Origin of the sequence: uncultured Algibacter sp. (genome assembly GCF_947487605.1) — a bacterium.
In the GTDB taxonomy this organism is placed as follows: Bacteria; Bacteroidota; Bacteroidia; order Flavobacteriales; family Flavobacteriaceae; genus Algibacter_D.
Genome location: NZ_CANKXK010000001.1, coordinates 26,921 through 45,123, shown reverse-complemented (window position 1 = coordinate 45,123; position 18,203 = coordinate 26,921). Strand labels below are relative to the sequence as shown.

Below are 18,203 nucleotides of genomic sequence, written 5' to 3'. Positions count from 1 at the left end.
AATGCAAGATCAAGTATCAGATAAATTAGAAAATAAAGTAGAGCAAGCCGAAGAAGTTGTTACACAAAGTTCTATGTGGGAAAAATTTGTAGATTTTCTGGAATTCAAAATTATTGATTTTACTTATGGTACAGGAGACGAAGCTCATGACATTGTTTTAAGAGTAAAATATGTATTGCTTATTGCGCTTGTTATGTTGACAACAACCTATGTGTTAAGATGGGTTAAAAAACTGGTAACTAGGAATATGCCAAATCAAGATAAGGCTAAATTTAATACAGTTTTTACCTTTGCTAGATGGGTTATTTATATTATAGTAACACTCATAGTATTCGATTCAATTGGTGTTAATGTTACAGCAATTTTCGCTGCTTCTGCAGCATTATTAATAGGTATTGGTTTAGCGCTTCAAACCCTATTTCAAGATATAATTTCTGGAATTTTCATTCTGGTTGATCAATCGGTACATGTTGGAGATATTATTGAGTTAGAAGGCAAAGTTGGTCGTGTTGAAGAAATAAAGTTAAGAACCACGCGAGCAACCACGGTAGATAATAAAGTATTAATAATACCTAACCATTTATATCTTACTAACAGTCTATACAATTGGACACAAAATGGCACAACCACTCGCGAGAGTGTCGATGTAGGAGTAGCATATGGTAGCGATGTACAACTGGTTAAAAAGTTGTTACTTAAGGCCGCAAAGGGTTGTGAATATGTTTTGGATTACCCAGAGCCAACAGTTTTATTTACAAACTTCGGGGAGAGCTCATTAGATTTTAAAGTAGCATTTACAATCAATGATAGTTTTAATGTCCGTTTTCCTAAAAGTGAAATTAGGTTTGAAATAGACCGATTGTTTAGAGAAAATAATGTTAGTATTCCGTTTCCTCAAAGGGATATTCATATTTTTCAATAGCCAGATATGTAAATCTCTTAATAAAAATCACTTGAGTTATTCTTTGAAATTGCTTGTGAATAGAATAAGCCTAAAAATGAAATTAATTTTTGGCTTTATTATTATGTCAGCAGTTGCCAGTGCTCAAAATACAGATATAGCACGTATTGAGTATTCTTTTATTCCTAAAAGTAATTCTGAAGACCAATACACAAGATTAAGAGCCATTTTAAATTACCCCATAGAACTTAAAAAAGATGTATATGTATTAGTTGGAGCGGAGTATAATCGTATTTTACTTAATCTGGAAGATGTCTATCCATTTGATACTGCAAGTTTAGACAAAATTCACGTCATAGATTTGAATTTAGGTTATACCTTCAAATGGAATAAAGAATGGCGGTTTGCAATAAAATTTAATCCTAGAATAGCGTCTACACTAACAGGTCAAATTACTGAAGATGATTTTTTTATGAATGGTGCTGTACTTTTTATAAAAGACAAAACTAAAGATGAAAATTCCAATCGCCCTTCCCGATTAATATTAGGATTAACCTATAACGCCACAACAGGTTTACCTTTTCCGTTGCCATTTATTAGTTATTATAGAGAGATAAATAAAAAATGGAGTTATAATGCAGGGATACCTAAGTCTAATTTAAAATATACATTTAATAAAAGAAATAATTTGCAAGCCTTTGTTGGACTAGATGGTTACTTGGCTCACCTGCAATCACCAACAATTGTTAACAGAGAAAATGTAGAACATATTTCGCTATCTGTAATCATTGGAGGTTTTGGGTACGAATATTGCTTTACTAAACATTTAGTAGCCTATATGTATGTAGGAAATACATTGAGATTAAATAATGTGTTACGAAACCAAAATAGAGAGGAAATTTTTAAATTAGACGATCTAAATGCGTTTTATTTAAGAACTGGAATTAAATTTAAAATATAAAATATGTCGAAAATATTAGTAATAGAAGATGAAGCTGCCATTAGACGTGTGCTTGTTAAAATTTTATCTGAAGAAAATGATACTTATAAAGTAGATGAAGCCGAAGATGGTTTATTGGGTATTGAGAAAATTAAAAAGGAAGATTTCGATTTAATTCTTTGTGATATTAAAATGCCAAAAATGGATGGTGTTGAAGTTTTAGAAGCCGTAAAAAAAATAAAACCAGAAATACCAATTGTTATGATTTCGGGCCATGGAGATTTAGATACTGCTGTTAATACCATGCGCTTAGGTGCTTTTGATTACATTTCTAAACCACCAGATTTAAATCGTTTGCTTAATACCGTAAGAAATGCTTTGGATAGAAAAGAATTGGTTGTTGAAAATAAAATTCTAAAGAAAAAGGTAAGTAAGAAATATGAAATGATAGGAGAGAGTGACGCTATTTCTCAAATAAAAAATATTATAGACAAAGTAGCTCCAACAGACGCTCGTGTTTTAATTACAGGTCCAAATGGAACTGGAAAAGAGCTAGTAGCACACTGGTTGCACGAAAAGAGTGATCGTGTTAAAGCACCCATGATTGAAGTTAACTGTGCAGCCATACCTAGCGAGTTAATAGAAAGTGAATTGTTTGGGCATGTTAAAGGTGCTTTTACGAGTGCTGCTAAAGATAGGGCTGGTAAATTTGAAGCGGCTAATGGTGGTACTATTTTTTTAGATGAAATTGGCGATATGAGTTTGTCTGCTCAAGCTAAAGTATTAAGAGCATTACAAGAAAGTCGTATACAGCGTGTAGGAAGCGATAAAGACATTAAGGTGAATGTTCGTGTGGTTGCTGCAACAAATAAAGATTTAAAAAAGGAAATAGCCGATGGCAGATTTCGAGAAGATTTATATCATCGATTAGCGGTTATACTTGTTAAAGTTCCAGCTTTAAACGAAAGACGCGATGATATTCCATTGCTAGTAGAGCATTTTGCTAATAAAATAGCTACAGAACAAGGTACAGCTAAAAAGTCCTTTACAGCAAAAGCCATTAAGCTACTTCAGGATTATGATTGGACCGGAAATATCCGTGAACTTCGAAATGTTATTGAGCGCTTAATTATACTCGGTGGTAACGAAGTAAGTGAAGAGGATGTGAAGTTGTTTGCTTCTAAATAATAATAAACTCTCTTAAAAGTCTAATTTGATAATGAAGTGATTTAAAACAAACACCCCATGAAAAGAAAACTAATAAGTTCAGGTTCTACATTCGAAGAAAAAATAGGATACTCAAGAGCTGTAGTTCAAGGCAATTGGGTATTTGTTTCAGGAACTACAGGTTATAATTATGAAACAATGACTATCAGTGATGATATTATAAAACAAACAGAACAATGCTTTTTGAATATAAAAAACACACTAGAACAAGCTGGTGCAGGTCTATCTGATATTGTTCGTATAACTTATATTTTGCCAAATGCGAATGAGTTTGAGTTGTGTTGGCCGGTGCTTAAAAAATACTTAGGATCTATAAAACCTGCTGCAACTATGTTTTCTGCAGGACTTGCGGATGATAAGATGAAAATTGAAATTCAAGTGACTGCTTTGAAGCCTTAGTAGAGTTGGGTTTTTTAGTTGAATTATTTTAAAAGTGTTAATAATGTCTCTTATTCATGTCGAACGTGAGTGAGACATCACATTTAAGTAAGTTTTTAAAGTGTATGATGAGATTTCTCCTAGCGTCGAAATGACAATTCATTATTTTATAATATACAAGTTAATTCAAAATAATAAGTTGTTTTTCCAATAATCAACACCCAAATAATACGTAGAATTACGTAATTTTATTACTTTTGTACTTATTATCCTGCGAGATTTTTTAAAACCTTGTAGGTGTAACTTTAATGTTAAAACACATTATTTTCAGACCTATCAGGTTTCTAAAACCTGACAGGTCTGAATCAAAATTAAAAATAAACCCGTATAGTTTTTTAAGCGAAATGGGTTAACATATTAAATTATATGGATATAATCAATGTTGTACTTGCAGACGACCACGTTTTAGTAAGAGATGGTATCAAAGCACTTTTAGAAGACCAATCAGGGATTGTAGTGATAGATGAAGCATCAAACGGAAAAGAGGCTTTAGAAGTCATTGCTAGAAACAAACCCCATGTGTTGATTGTGGATATCAGAATGCCAGAAATGAATGGTATTGAAGTGGTAGGCGAGATGAGTAAATCTCATAAAGATGTAAGAACCCTAGTATTATCCATGCACGATTCAGAAGAATACGTAGTACAAGCTATTCAAGCAGGTGCCGATGGTTATTTATTAAAAGGGGCTAGTAAAGAGGAGTTTTTAAAAGCAGTTACTAAAGTCGCTTCTGGTGGTAAGTATTTCACTGGCGATGTATCTGCTATAATCATGAATAATTTTGTAAATGGTAATACTAACACAGCAGTAACTCCTAAAGTAGAAATAAAAGAAGACCCTTTTAAATTAACTAAGCGTGAAAAGCAAATACTTAATTTAGTTTTGCAATTAAAGAACAATAAAGATATTGCAGAAGAACTCAAAATCAGCAAACGTACCGCAGAAGTGCATCGTTTTAACTTGATGAAAAAGCTAGAGGTTAAGAATTTAATGGAATTGAGTAATAAAGCTAAGGCGTTTGGGTTAGTGTAATATCTATAGCTATTTCATATTTTAATGAAGTCAATAAATTTTTCTAGCGTATTTAAAGCTTTTATTAATTGGTTTATAATAATGAGATAAACATAAATCATTAAAATCGTACAAATTTTAATCTTCATTTTTACCAAATCCTCAAAATCCATATTTCAAAATTATCAACCTCATAATTATTCGGTATTACGTAATTTTTAATATTAAAATTAAGTATTAATACGTAGATTTGATACTGTTTAAAGTCTGTTTATACTATACTAATGAAACATTAAAGTCAAAATTTTTAACACAGTTTTTTATCAAATTAGAAATAAAAAAGAACTTTTTTAAAGTATTAGGAATAATAGACTAGAGACTTGATTACTAAATAATTATTGGTTTAATTCGTATTAAATGCTTGCCTTAGATGATTAAAAACGAAGTAAAAACAACGTGTTCTTATTGTGGTGTTGGCTGTGGAATTATAGTTAAAAAAGATGCTAACAATACCGTTTTTGTTGAAGGTGATAAAGACCATCCAGTAAATAAGGGCATGTTATGTTCTAAAGGGATGAATTTGCATTACGTAGCAAATGATACTTCCGATAGAATTTTATACCCAGAAATGCGTTGGAGTCGCTCACACCCAAGAGAGCGTGTAAGTTGGGATGATGCTTTGGATAGAGCAGCTAGCGTTTTTAAATCTATCATCAAAAAACATGGGCCAGATAGCGTTGGTTTTTACGTGTCTGGACAAAGTTTAACCGAAGAATATTACATTGCCAATAAACTCACAAAAGGCTTTTTAGGAACCAATAATATCGATACAAACTCGCGTTTATGTATGAGTTCTGCGGTAGTAGGCTATAAAAAAGCTTTTGGAGAAGATTCTGTACCTATTTCTTATGCCGATATTGAATTGGCTGATACGTTTTTAATTACAGGTGCAAACCCTGCGTGGTGTCATCCTATTCTATTCAGACGATTAGAAAAGCATAAAGAGGAGAATCCAGATGTTCAAGTTATTGTAGTTGACCCTAGAAAAACGGACACTGCTAATTTTGCCGATTTACATTTACAACTCCTTCCAGGAACAGATGTGATATTATATAATGCCATTGGGCGCTGTTTGTATAAACGTGGCTTAATCGACGAAGAATTCATAAAAAATCACACTCAAGGTTTTCAAGACTATAAAGAGTTAATTTTTAAAACCTCTTTGAAGCAAGCTTCAAGATTATGTGGTGTATCAGAAAAAGATATTCGAAAAACTGCAGATATTATAGGGCTTTCAAAAGGCTTTATTAGTATGTGGGCTATGGGGCTCAACCAGAGTGTAGTGGGAACAGATAAGAATGTATCGCTTTTAAACTTGTCTTTAATTACGGGGCAAGTTGGAAAACCTGGTGCTGGACCTTTCTCATTAACAGGACAGCCCAATGCTATGGGTGGACGAGAAGTAGGAGGTATGGCTAATTTGTTGGCGGTTCATAAGGATTTAATGAATGAAGAGCATCGTAGAGAAGTTGCTCAATTTTGGGGTGTAGATAAAATAAATCCAAAACCCGGACTCACAGCTACCGAAATGTTTAATGCATTAGAAAGCGGTAAAATGAAAGCGGTTTGGATTGCATGTACAAACCCATTGGTAAGCTTACCTAATTTGAATCGTATTGAAAAAGCCATGAAAAATGCAAAGTTTGTTGTGGTTCAAGAGATTTCTCATAAATCAGATACGGTTGCTTTTGCAGATTTAGTGTTACCAGCGGCGGCATGGTTAGAAAAAGAAGGTACTATGACGAATTCCGAACGTCGAATTTCATACTTACCAAAAGAAATTCAAGCTCCAGGTGAAGCTCGACCAGATGTTGAAATATTCTGTGATTTTGCACAACGCATGGGTTTCCGTGGATTTAATTATAATAGTGTCTCAGAAATTTACGATGAGTATGCATCAATGACCAAAGGCACAAATATTGACGTATCTTTTCTTAATTATGATAGATTAAAAAATGAAGGTACTTTCCAATGGCCTGTGCCAGAATACAGACATCAAGGTACTCCTCGTTTATTTACAGATAAAAAGTTTTATACACCATCTCAAAAAGCACAGTTTAATTTACCGAGTTCTATTGAGAATACCTCTATACAACCAACATCAAATTATCCATTAATATTAACTACAGGTCGTGTACGAGATCAATGGCATACAATGACAAAAACAGGAAAGGTATCGCGTTTAAAAACGCATTACCCAACACCTGTTTTAGAAATTCATCCTGTGGATGCTTACTTAAATAAAATTATTGAGGGTACAATTACCGAAATTAAAAGTGAGAATGGTGTGGTTCGAGTGCGTGCTAAAATTACCGAAAACATTAAAAAAGGCGTCGTGTTTTTACCAATGCACTGGGGAAAACAATTGCAAAGTAATTTAAATAGAGCAAATAATTTAACAAATACACTTGTCGATCCCATATCTAAAGAACCAGACTTTAAGTTTACCTGTGTTTCAGTTTCCAAGTATAAAAAATCAGTTGAAAAAATAATTGTCGTTGGTGCTGGAGCTGCGGCATTCAGATTCATACAAAATTATAGAGAACAAAATGAAGTTGATGAAATTCATGTGTTTTCAAAAGAACCAAATTTGTTTTATAACAGAGTATTATTACCAGAGTATGTTACAGAGGAATTATCATGGGAACAACTTCTTAAGATTAAAGAAACAGCCCTTAAAAAGTTAAATATTCATCTACATCCTGAAACTTTTATTACAAAAATTGATAAAGATCAAAAAGTAGTTTTAGACAGTAACGGTGCTAATCATAATTTCGATAAATTAATATTAGCAACAGGTAGTCGCGCCTTTATTCCAAAGGATGTTCAAATAGATTTACCTGGACGTTTTACCATGCGTAATAAAAGTGATGCAGATAGCTTTAAAAGTTATTTAGATGCTACAGGGCTGTCACCTGAAGAGCAGCATGTGGTTATTGTAGGTGGTGGATTATTAGGTTTGGAGTTAGCAGCTGCCATGAAGCATAAAAATGTTAAAATAACGATTGTTCAGCGTGGTTCGCGTTTAATGGAGCGTCAGTTAGATAAAGTGTCTAGCAAATTATTAGCTTTAGATGTTCAAGAACGTGGTATTCAAATTTACTTTGATAATGAAGTGAGTACGGTGTTTGATGATGATGATACAGCCGAATTAAACATCACTTTAAAAAGTGGAAAGTTTATAACCGCTAATGCTATTGTATACGCTATAGGTACAATTCCAAATATAGAAATAGCTAGAGAAAATGGCATAAGTTGTAGTCGAGGTGTTCAAGTAAATCAACATTTACAATCGTCACATCCAGATATTTTTGCCATAGGTGAAATAGCCGAATACAACAACCAATTGTTCGGAATTACATCTGCTGCAGAAGAACAAGCTAACATCTTAGCAAATTATATTGCAGGCGATATTAGTTGTTCTTACAAAGGATCTGTATTAATGAATATTCTAAAATTTAATGATTTAAACCTTTGTAGTATAGGTGATATAAATGTGCCAGAACATGATGATAGTTATGAAGAAATTATTTTTACAGATATTAAAAAGCGGTATTATAAAAAATGTATTGTAAAAGATGATTTGTTAGTTGGTGCTGTTTTAATGGGTGATAAAAATGAATTTGCCGAATTTAAAACTATGATAGAAAGCAAGATTGAAATGGCTGAAAAGCGAGACAAATTGCTTCGAAGTACTTCAAATAATGTTCCTGTTTTAGGAAAGTTGGTATGTTCTTGTAGTCAAGTTGGTGTAGGAAATATTGAAGAAGCCATTTCAAAAGGCTGTGTAGATTTTACTGAATTATGTAATAGAACTGGCGCTGGTTTAGGTTGTGGTAGTTGTAAAACTGAGGTAAGAGATATTCTTCAAAATTCAAAACTATTAGTATAATGAAGGAACCTTATAGATTAATGATTAATGGCGGTGTTTTATCACCAGGAGAATTAAAATATATTTGTGAAGCGGCAGAATTTTTAGGTTTAGACGCTATATCTTTTGGGTCCCGACAAGATATTATTTTTCCAGAGGAAATAGATGAAAGCAAGTTTAGTCAGTTTGATAAAATTCAATTTGTAAAACCAAAAAGTGATGGTGTTGAAAATATTGCGTCGTCTTATGTTTCATCTGAAATTTTGCCAAGTACTTCATGGTTAACAGGCGAACGTTATTTATATGTTTTAGAGCAGTTTAAGCATAATCCAAAACTGCGTATAAATGTTATAGATCCAAAGCAACGTTTAGTACCTCTGTTTACTGGCAATGTTAATTTTATAGCCTCAGAATATGAAGATTACTGGTATTTATATTTGAGACTACCTGATTGGAAAAAAACAAAAATGTATCCCGCGCTTATATATAGTTGGGATATGGGTAAAGTTGAATTGGCTATTGAAAATATTTTAATTGAAGAACCAGAAACCATTGAAACCGTTTTTGATTTAGTTAGTGATGCTATTGATACTAACAACCGAACTGTTAATAAACCCCTAGAAGTTCCTTTCTACCCATTTCCGTATTATGAAGGTATGAATCGAATAGGAACAGATAGGTATTGGTTAGGATTATATTGGAGAAATAACAGATATGATATTCCGTTTTTAAAAGCGATGTGCGATTTATGTTCTGAAAATAAAATAGGTAAAATATCTATAACACCATGGAAATCTTTTATTGTTAAAGGTATTCCATTACATGCAAAGTTACAGTGGGAAAAATTCTTAGGTAAATTCGGAATCAACGTGCGCCACTCTATGTTAGAGATGAATTGGCATTTACCAGTAAATGATAAAGAAGCCCTCAATCTTAAAAAATATTTAGTTACTAATTTCGACCAAAATGATATTAGTACGTATGGGTTAACCTTTGGTATTACTAGTTATGATAGCGATACTTATAATTTTACATCCATAGTTATTGAAAAAAATAAACTACCTAGTTCTATTGGAGATTTTAAAATAAGAGATACATATAATTTGCTTTATGCTAAAAATTTTGATCCTAACACACGTAAATACATCATGCATGTTCAAGATGTGGATAAGGTAGAATTACCAGGATTATTAATGGAACTGAGTCAGTTGTATTTTAAACAGTTAGGAACTGAAAGAGAAGAAGAAAAACAATTAGAGCTTAATAAAGAAACTTTTAAGGAAGCGGTATATCAATGTAAAGAATGCTTAACTATTTATAATGAAATTTATGGAGATGTAACCCAAAATATTGCTCCAAACACAACCTTTGAAAGTCTTTCTGAAACATACGAATGTTCACTTTGTGAAGCACCAAAGAGTAGTTTTGAGAAGAAAATTTTAATAAAATGATGATTTTTTTCTCATGCTTATTTCAAAATAATTAGTTGATTTAATTTTAAGATATAAAATTTGCCAATAGTAAATCAAAATATAGACTTTAGAACAGCCAGAAAGCATAACGCTACAGAAACTTCGTGTAGTATATGTGAGAATAAAAACTGTTTAATTAATAGGAATATAGGTAACTTTTATGATTCACAGTTCATCAATAATAAAAATAATATTAAGTGTAAAAAGGGGCAGCAATTTATAATTGAAGGCGCTCCTGTTAATGGACTATTTCTTATTTTAAAAGGTACTGTTAAAGTATTTAGAACAGGAATTAACGGACGTGAACAAATTGTTCGTTTCGCAAAGGAAGGTGAAATAATAGGACATCGTGGTTTTGGTACTGAAGAGTATTATTCTATTGGGGCAATTGCCTTACAAGATTCTGTTTTATGTTATTTTTCTAAAGAGGGTCTACAAGAAGCCTTACTTAAAAATCCAAAGTTTGCGTATGATATGATGTTGTTCTATGCTAATGAATTAAACAGAAGCGAAAACAAGGTAAAGTCCATTTCTCAAATGACGGTGCGCGAACGTGTTATTGATTCATTGTTATATATTCATAGAAAATTTGGTGATTTAAGAGGGTTTCTAAACCTACCGTTAAGTAGAAAAGAATATGCCGATTATGCTGGTACTACTGAAGAACAAGTAATTCGTGTCTTTTCAGCATTAAAAAAGGAAAATCTTATTTCTGCTCAAGGAAAGAAAATTGGTATTAACGACATTCAACTTCTCAAAAAGGAGATTAATGATCATAACTATTTTCTTGATACTTAAATCTATATTCAGTCAACCCATTCTCAATTGTATTTTCATAGTTTCCTGCGTTTTGTCAGTTTAAAATATGATGTAAAAGACCATTTTCGGCTGTTCTTTAACATGATTATTTAGAAATCAACATTTTACATTTGTCTTGTGTAAGTATTAATACTTATTTTTCTAAGTAAACAAATCAAAAATGTACTAATTATGGAAGCAAAAACCGTCACTCTTGTACAAGAGTCATTTGAAAAAGTAAAACCAATAGCACCTCAGGCTGCAGAAATATTTTATTCAAAATTATTTGAATTAGACCCACAATTAAAACCATTGTTTCCAAGTGGAGAAGAGGCTATGAAGTCGCAAGGAAACAAGTTAATGACTATGCTTGCAGCTGCTGTTGCGGGATTAAGTAATATAGAAGCACTTATCCCTGTTTTAGAAGGCTTAGGAAAACGTCATGTAGAGTATAAAGTAGAGCCATCACATTATAATACTGTAGGGGCAGCACTTCTTGGAACCCTTGAGGCTGGATTGGGAGATGATTTTACTCCTGAAGTTAAAACAGCATGGGCTGATGTTTATGGAACAATGGCAGATGTTATGATTAAAGCGTCTTACTAACCAATAAAATTTTTAAATATGAAAGCAATAACCAAAATTATAGTTCCAGTTTTAAGTATTTGTGTATTGAATTCTTGTGGCGGTGTTCCAGAAGAGAAAACAGCTTCAGCTGGAGAAGAAAAAGTATTTGCAGTAGAAGAAGTCTTGGAAATGGTTGCTAAAGAAAATGATGTAACTAGAACATTATATACTAAAGCTATTGTTGGTGGTGGTAAAAAGCAAGGGATGAAATTTGATGAAGATTGGAGAAAAGATGATGTAGAAGCTGGCCCGCTTCCCGCTTTATTTTTAAGAGGCGTAGCCACTAGTATAAAAAAGAGCCCAGTACCATTAGGTTTATATCTTGGTTCTGATTTTCCAATTAATGCTGCTAATAAATTTGTTGGAAAGCAAGCGAATTTATTTGAAACCATAAAAAAAGATCAAAAACCGCAGTTTTTTTATGATGACGACCAAAAGTTACACACCGCTATGTTTGCTGATTTAGCAAGTGCTGGTGCCTGCGTAACCTGTCATAACGATCATCCACAAACCTCAAAATCTGATTGGAAATTAGGTGATGTTATGGGCGCTACAACATGGCAATACCCTAAAGATTCATTGACCTATAAAGAAACCGTAGCCGTATTGAATTCTTATGCAAAAGGTACAGTGGATATTTATATGGAGTACTTGGATGAAATTGAAGCTTTTAAAGAAAGTGAAAAACCAGAAATAGGAGATAAATGGCCAGCTGATGGTAAATATCTACCTACCCCAGAAGTGTTCTTGGATAGTGTAAGAAAGCTATCGTCTTACGAAACGATGAAGCACTTGGTAGCTGCAAAATAAAATCTGTTTAGTGTTAGATTGTAATACTGCTCATAACTTTCATCGGCGTTTGGGCAGTTTACAATTTTTTTACTAACCAACTAAAGCAATATATGGTTATTAGCAATAATAAATCAACCTTAATAGGCCTCGTATTACTTGTTGCATTCTTTGTACAGTTTTTTTTAAACATGGAATGGCACTGGTTATTAGAGCTTCAACAAGACGAAATGTACAAACGCTGGTCTGGTTTAGGTTTAGCCTTGTTTATACTATTTCAATGGTTACTTTCATTAACAAGAACGGTTAAGAAGTGGAAAAAGCATGCTATGAAAATGCAAACCATTCACAAGTGGATAGGTGCTGTTAGTCCTTTGCTTTTCTATATACATAGTATGAATTTGGGTTATGGCTATTTGTTATTACTCGCTTATATATTTTTCGCAAATACATTACTTGGATATTTCAATTTAGATGTTATAAAAAATAATAGTGATGCCTTATTTAAAGGCTGGATGATTGCTCATGTTGCAGCATCCATTGTTGTAACTATTTTAATGTTGTTTCATATTGTTATGGTGTTTTATTATAAGTAGGTGGTATGAAGTTATTAATAAGAGATATAATTAAAGAAACGGATGATGCGGTAAGCATCAGTTTTAAAAACGGCAATCTTTTTAAAAAGATGAAGTATAAGCCAGGGCAATTCCTAACGCTTCATGTGCCTATTGATGGTACAACTCATAAACGCGCTTATTCATTTAGTAGTAACCCATATACCGATAAAGATTTAAAAGTCACTATTAAGCGTGTAGAAAAAGGGTTAGTCTCAAACTATGTACACGATAATCTTAAAATAGGAGACAAGCTTAATGTAGATGATGCGGCAGGATCTTTTTATGTAGTGCCAGAATCAAAAGCACAAAAACAATACGTGCTTTTCGCAGGAGGTAGCGGTGTAACACCAATGTTTTCTATAGCTAAATCGGTTTTAACCGAGGAGCCTAATTCCAAAGTGCTATTAATTTATGCTAACCAAAGCATGGAATCTATCATTTTCCATGAAGACATAAAAAAACTAGAAACAGCATATCCAGAACACTTTAATGTAGAGCATATTATTTCAGCCAATAAGACGTATCAAGACAATTATAATCCAGGATTAGCTACAAAAACGTTAATAGATCGCCTAATGATTAAGCATAATATCACTTATGAAGATCATATATATATGATATGCGGGCCTTTTGGCTACATGGAAAAAATCAAAGAAGTTTTAGCAGAAAATGGCATTACCCGAGATAAAATAAAGATAGAAGTCTTTAAGAGTCCAACAGTTAAAGTTACTGGTAAAGATTTATTGAGTGATGTTACTCTAAAGCATAATGGAGAAGAATATAACTTTAAAGTAAGAGGAGATAAGTCTATACTTAACCAAGCCATGTCTCAAAATATAGTAATCCCATATTCATGTAGATCGGGTATGTGTTCTACATGTAAAGGCAAGTGTATAGAAGGTGAAGTGCAAATGACTGAAGGTCATATATTACCAGAAGAAGAAGTGGAAAGCGGTAGTATTCTCACCTGTGTTACCTATCCCGTTAGTGAAAAAGTAGTTATAGAAATTTAATGCAAAAGTATGTTTAAGGTAAGTCCGTTACGTAAAAGACAATTTATAGGAGGTATTATAGGCTTGGTGCTTGGTAGCTCCCTATTTTACATTTTAACCTTAGATGTTACTGAAGAGTATGTGTCCATTGGCCCTATGAATACAGGTCATAACGAGTTATCCTGTTTTGCATGTCATGCCGATGCCAAGGGTAATTTAATGCAGCAAGTACAATCCAATATATCTCATGCCTTTGGCGCAAGAGAAGAAAGCGTAGATTTTGGCACACAGGACGTTACCGTAGATAATTGCTTGCAATGTCACGATAGACCTAACGATAGGCATCCAGTCTATCGCTTTTCAGAACCCCGATTTAAAGAAGCCACAAAACATATCGATGCCACAACCTGTATTACCTGCCATACCGAGCATCAAGAAGAACGTGTATCTGTAGAAAACATCAATTACTGCATGAACTGTCATCAAGATTTAGAAGTAGAAAATGATCCCTTAGATATTTCTCATGTGCAGCTAATAGCCAAGGAAGAATGGACCACATGCATCCAATGTCACGATTTCCACGGAAACCATACCTACGAAGTGCCAGAACATCTAAAAGACACCATCCCCATGCAAAAAATAAAAGCCTATTTTAATGGAGGCGAAGACCCATACGGCACCGTAAAAAAATACATCGCCCTCTCTCAAGAAGAATGGCTTAAAACCTTAGAAGATTAAGCAATTTTTAGTTTTTGGGCGTTACCACAAGGGTCGGGCTTTCCGCTATATCTTTTTAAAGCGTCTTTGCGAGGAGCGAGCGACGTAGCAATCTGCTAATTTATACTTAAAACCCTTACTTATTAATTTCTATGCTTTAAAAAGGATGCCGCTTCAATCCCTAACGCGGGTGTGTTTGCTAGGGTTTGGATTTAGAATTGTTAAAATAAACTTTTTGCTTATTTTTTTGTTTATGTGGATTGCAACCTAATATAATTCGAGGGTAAAATCCCATATACATCTTGAAAACATTTAGAAAAATAAGTTGGACTGCTAAATCCTGTTTGATAAGCTATTTCAGAAATATTTAGCTCTTGTTTATCTAATAATTCAATAGCCATATTCAATCTATAATGTTTTAAAAAACTATTTGGAGAAATACCTATTAGAGACATCATTGTTCTATATAGTTTCGATTTACTATATCCAAGATTTTTATGAAAATCTCTAACATTTATATTTGCATCTGACCATACACTCTCAGTATATTCAATTAATTGTATCAGAAACCCTTCTTCTTGAGAGTTAATAACATTGAATTCATTGTTAGAGTCTATTGTAATTTGTCTATTTTCACTTTCATACAAATCCTTAACTTCACTTGTGATAGTGATTTTATCATTAGAAATGTATGATAAATAATTAGCTTTCTTTATGGTGTCTTCAAAGATGTTTTCTTTATTCGTTACTGGTATTCCGGCACTAATGCCAATTTGAAATTGCAGATCTGGTGTAATTACATAGTTATAAATTTCTTCAATTTCAAGAGCGCTTTTAATAGCGTTTGTGACCGACTCAAAAGACATTAAATACGTATTTGCTTTTTCTTTCACGATACGCCCTTTTTGCTTACTAATTATATTTGTAATTGATTTATTGTAGCCACGAATAGCTGCATTTAAAGTTTCGTAACCTTCTCTCCTTAATTTTTTCTTTTTTATAGTAACGACCATTAATGTTCTAAATGCAGGGTCGTTTATGATATTAAGTTTTGTGTTTTGTGATTTTTGTGGGTCTTTAATTCTGCCTAAAAAAGATTCTACTATGGTATCATTTACTTCAATAATTCGTTGTGGAACAGCTCCATGTGCTTTTTGATGCAAATCTATAATGGCTTGTTCGTTACGAGCTTCAATCAAGCAAAATGCCGTTTGTCTTAGTTCATCACACCAATAAGTTAATCCACGACAATTATACTTATGTTCAATTTTTAAGTCTGCCTGATGCATTTCTGCAACATGAGCTGCAGTAACACCATCAGGCAAGTCATGGAAGTCCATATATATTGGCATAATCTGTTTTTTTGTAAGGTACTAATTTAAAAAAACAAAAAACCAGCATAATATTGTAGCATTTTGTTTATTTAGTTTTAACTTATAGTTCTGCTGTTACTGGACTAATAGTTGCTGCTACTTCACTTATTGAATTTGCAGGAAAGTTTCCTTTTTTAGCATGCTCTTCGATTAGTTCTTTATTCATTGCTTTATAAACACAATAAACTTTGTTGCCAGTAACATAGCTATGTTGCCATTCAATTATTGGTCCTATTTCTTTTATAACAGAACACGATGTTTGAGAGATTCCTTTTAGTTGTTCCGCCGTTAAGTCTCCTGCTCCCGGAATAATGCGTTCAATTACATAAGTTTTCATAGTGTCATTGTTTTTAATTGTGGTTTGATTTTCTTGTGCTTGGGTATAATTAAGCGTAAACACAATTAGGATTAATACTAATTTGATTGTTTTCATTGTAAATGATTTAATTGTTAATACTTCAAAACTAAAACAGTTTATAATCAATCAATTATGCTTTTAGTCCAAAAAATCACAATTTTGGTTCAATACAATTTTTAATATGTTGGGAATGAAAAAAATGGGAGCACATTAATGCACCTTATCGGTTTTTTAAACTATTTAATTACAAAGTAAGGATTATTGTCACTTAGCTGTTTAAAATAATATTGGCAGCAGCTAAATTAAAACTCATTTTACGTATTCTGATGCAACTACTTAAGTAATCCTATAATTCATATTTACAAGTAATTATAATAAATACCTGCTAAAAAACAGGTTTTTACATGTTTTAAAAAGAGGTTTCAATATGGAGATTTCCATGAATTGAAACTAATACTACGTATATATTTGCAATGTATAAGTATAAATACTTAGTTTAAGTTTCTAAGGTTACACAATACAATTAAAAATCAATAAAAACAAAAATATGAAAACTCTACTTAAAAGAACAACTTGGATTTTACCCGTAGCTGTATTACTATTTGCTTGCGGAGGGAAAGACAAAAAGAAAGAAGTAGCCGAAGTTGCGGTTGCAGAAACATCTAAAACAAAAGCATTAGATATTGAGAAACCACAATTAACATTTGGTTTTATCAAATTAACAGACATGGCACCTTTAGCGATTGCTAAAGAAAAAGGATTTTTTGAAGATGAAGGGTTGTTTGTTTCTGTTGAAGCACAATCAAACTGGAAAAACGTATTAGACCGTGTTATTGATGGTCAGTTAGATGGATCGCACATGTTAGCAGGTCAGCCTATTGCTGCAGGCGCAGGTTTTGGTCGTCAAGCAGATTTGGTAACACCATTCTCTATGGATTTAAATGGTAATGGTATTACGGTTTCAAACGATGTTTGGAGCAAAATGAAACCAAATGTACCAAAAGGCGCTGATGGAAAACCAATCCACCCAATTAAAGCAGAAGCTTTAAAACCAGTAATTACTGAATATAAAAATGCTGGTAAAGCTTTTAAAATGGGTATGGTATTCCCAGTTTCTACACATAACTACGAAATAAGATATTGGTTAGCTGCTGCGGGTATTCACCCAGGAATGTACACAGCAGATAATGTTCAAGGACAAATTGATGCTGAGGTTTTATTATCTGTTACACCTCCGCCACAAATGCCAGCAACACTTGAAGCAGGTACTATTTATGGATACTGTGTTGGAGAGCCTTGGAATCAGCAAGCGGTTTTTAAAGGTATAGGTGTACCAGTAACAACAAACTACGATATCTGGAAAAATAACCCAGAGAAAGTATTTGTAATGACAAAGAAATTTGTTGAAGACTATCCAAATACCGCCGTTGCTGTTACTAAAGCATTAATTAGAGCAGGGAAGTGGTTAGACGAACCAAGCAACAGAGCAGAAGCTGTGAAAATATTAGCAATGTCTCAGTATGTTGGTGCGCCAGAAGCAGTATTAGCAAACTCTATGACGGGAACGTTTGAATTTGAAAAAGGAGATAAAAGAGACATGCCAGATTTTAACGTATTCTACAAGTATAATGCTACATATCCTTTCTATTCTGATGGTATTTGGTTTTTAACACAAATGAGACGTTGGGGACAAATTCCTGAAACGAAGCCAGCAGATTGGTATGCTAATACGATTAAAGATATTTACAGACCAGATATCTGGACTAAAGCAGCAAAATTATTAGTTGAAGAAGGAAATATTCCTGCGGCAGATATTCCAACAACAGATGGATACAAACCAGCAACTGCAGATTTTATTGATGGTACTTCGTATGATGCCAAAGACCCTATTTCATATATCAATAGTTTTAAAATTGGTAATAAGGATAAGGCTGTACAATAATTTTATTGTCATTCCGACGAAGTATGAGGAGGAATCTCATTACTTATGAGATTTCTCGTCACTCGTACCT

16 protein-coding genes are annotated in these 18,203 nt (G+C 33.0%); 14 read left to right on the top strand and 2 right to left on the bottom strand.

Going from position 1 to position 18,203, the window contains the following annotated elements; genetic code table 11:
* Position 1 precedes the first annotated feature (1 nt).
* The 13 genes from Q0739_RS00225 to Q0739_RS00165 all read left to right on the top strand — a co-directional run bounded on the left by Q0739_RS00225 (position 2) and on the right by Q0739_RS00165 (position 14,481).
* Complete coding sequence (locus Q0739_RS00225; RefSeq protein WP_298236683.1) at positions 2–922, top strand: mechanosensitive ion channel domain-containing protein; 921 nt, start codon at positions 2–4, stop codon at positions 920–922.
* Between the two features lie 76 nt (positions 923–998).
* Positions 999–1,862, top strand: coding sequence for a DUF6268 family outer membrane beta-barrel protein (locus tag Q0739_RS00220; RefSeq protein WP_298236682.1), 864 nt, complete (start codon positions 999–1,001; stop codon positions 1,860–1,862).
* A 3-nt stretch (positions 1,863–1,865) separates the two neighbouring features.
* Positions 1,866–3,029, top strand: a complete 1,164-nt coding sequence (locus Q0739_RS00215; RefSeq protein WP_298236681.1) for a sigma-54 dependent transcriptional regulator — start codon at positions 1,866–1,868, stop codon at positions 3,027–3,029.
* Positions 3,030–3,086: 57 nt separating this feature from the next.
* Positions 3,087–3,467: a RidA family protein gene (locus Q0739_RS00210; protein WP_298236680.1), complete on the top strand. Its 381-nt coding sequence runs from the start codon at positions 3,087–3,089 to the stop codon at positions 3,465–3,467.
* 405 nt (positions 3,468–3,872) lie between these two features.
* Positions 3,873–4,538, top strand: coding sequence for a response regulator transcription factor (locus tag Q0739_RS00205; RefSeq protein WP_298236679.1), 666 nt, complete (start codon positions 3,873–3,875; stop codon positions 4,536–4,538).
* Positions 4,539–4,947: 409 nt separating this feature from the next.
* The gene (locus Q0739_RS00200; protein ID WP_298236678.1) at positions 4,948–8,469 is read left to right on the top strand and encodes a nitrate reductase; all 3,522 of its coding nucleotides are present in this window, start codon (positions 4,948–4,950) and stop codon (positions 8,467–8,469) included.
* Entirely contained in the window at positions 8,469–9,899 is a 1,431-nt protein-coding gene (locus Q0739_RS00195; protein WP_298236677.1) for a rubredoxin domain-containing protein, read from the top strand. Before Q0739_RS00200 ends, Q0739_RS00195 begins: the two co-directional genes overlap by 1 nt.
* A gap of 60 nt (positions 9,900–9,959) precedes the next feature.
* On the top strand, positions 9,960–10,718 hold the full coding sequence (locus Q0739_RS00190; protein WP_298236676.1) for a Crp/Fnr family transcriptional regulator: 759 nt from the start codon (positions 9,960–9,962) through the stop codon (positions 10,716–10,718).
* A 192-nt stretch (positions 10,719–10,910) separates the two neighbouring features.
* A complete protein-coding gene (locus Q0739_RS00185; RefSeq protein WP_298236675.1) occupies positions 10,911–11,324 on the top strand; it encodes a globin family protein in 414 nt (137 codons plus the stop codon).
* Positions 11,325–11,342: 18 nt separating this feature from the next.
* Entirely contained in the window at positions 11,343–12,155 is an 813-nt protein-coding gene (locus Q0739_RS00180; RefSeq protein WP_298236674.1) for a DUF3365 domain-containing protein, read from the top strand.
* A 92-nt stretch (positions 12,156–12,247) separates the two neighbouring features.
* Positions 12,248–12,730 (top strand): hypothetical protein, encoded by a 483-nt coding sequence (locus Q0739_RS00175; protein WP_298236673.1) that lies wholly within the window; start codon positions 12,248–12,250, stop codon positions 12,728–12,730.
* A gap of 5 nt (positions 12,731–12,735) precedes the next feature.
* Positions 12,736–13,764 carry a ferredoxin--NADP reductase gene (locus Q0739_RS00170; RefSeq protein ID WP_298236672.1) on the top strand — a complete coding sequence of 343 codons (1,029 nt, stop codon included), beginning with the start codon at positions 12,736–12,738 and terminating at the stop codon, positions 13,762–13,764.
* Positions 13,765–13,773: 9 nt separating this feature from the next.
* Positions 13,774–14,481 (top strand): cytochrome c3 family protein, encoded by a 708-nt coding sequence (locus Q0739_RS00165; protein WP_298236671.1) that lies wholly within the window; start codon positions 13,774–13,776, stop codon positions 14,479–14,481.
* A 230-nt stretch (positions 14,482–14,711) separates the two neighbouring features.
* Here Q0739_RS00165 and Q0739_RS00160 read toward each other — a convergent pair whose 3' ends face one another.
* Together Q0739_RS00160 and Q0739_RS00155 are read right to left on the bottom strand one after the other, a co-directional pair.
* Positions 14,712–15,812, bottom strand: coding sequence for a nickel-binding protein (locus Q0739_RS00160; RefSeq protein WP_298236670.1), 1,101 nt, complete (start codon positions 15,810–15,812; stop codon positions 14,712–14,714).
* 82 nt (positions 15,813–15,894) lie between these two features.
* Complete coding sequence (locus Q0739_RS00155; protein WP_298236669.1) at positions 15,895–16,266, bottom strand: DUF4242 domain-containing protein; 372 nt, start codon at positions 16,264–16,266, stop codon at positions 15,895–15,897.
* A gap of 472 nt (positions 16,267–16,738) precedes the next feature.
* Here Q0739_RS00155 and Q0739_RS00150 point away from each other — a divergent pair, with 472 nt between their 5' ends.
* Positions 16,739–18,133, top strand: coding sequence for a CmpA/NrtA family ABC transporter substrate-binding protein (locus tag Q0739_RS00150; protein ID WP_298236668.1), 1,395 nt, complete (start codon positions 16,739–16,741; stop codon positions 18,131–18,133).
* Positions 18,134–18,203: the final 70 nt, after the last annotated feature.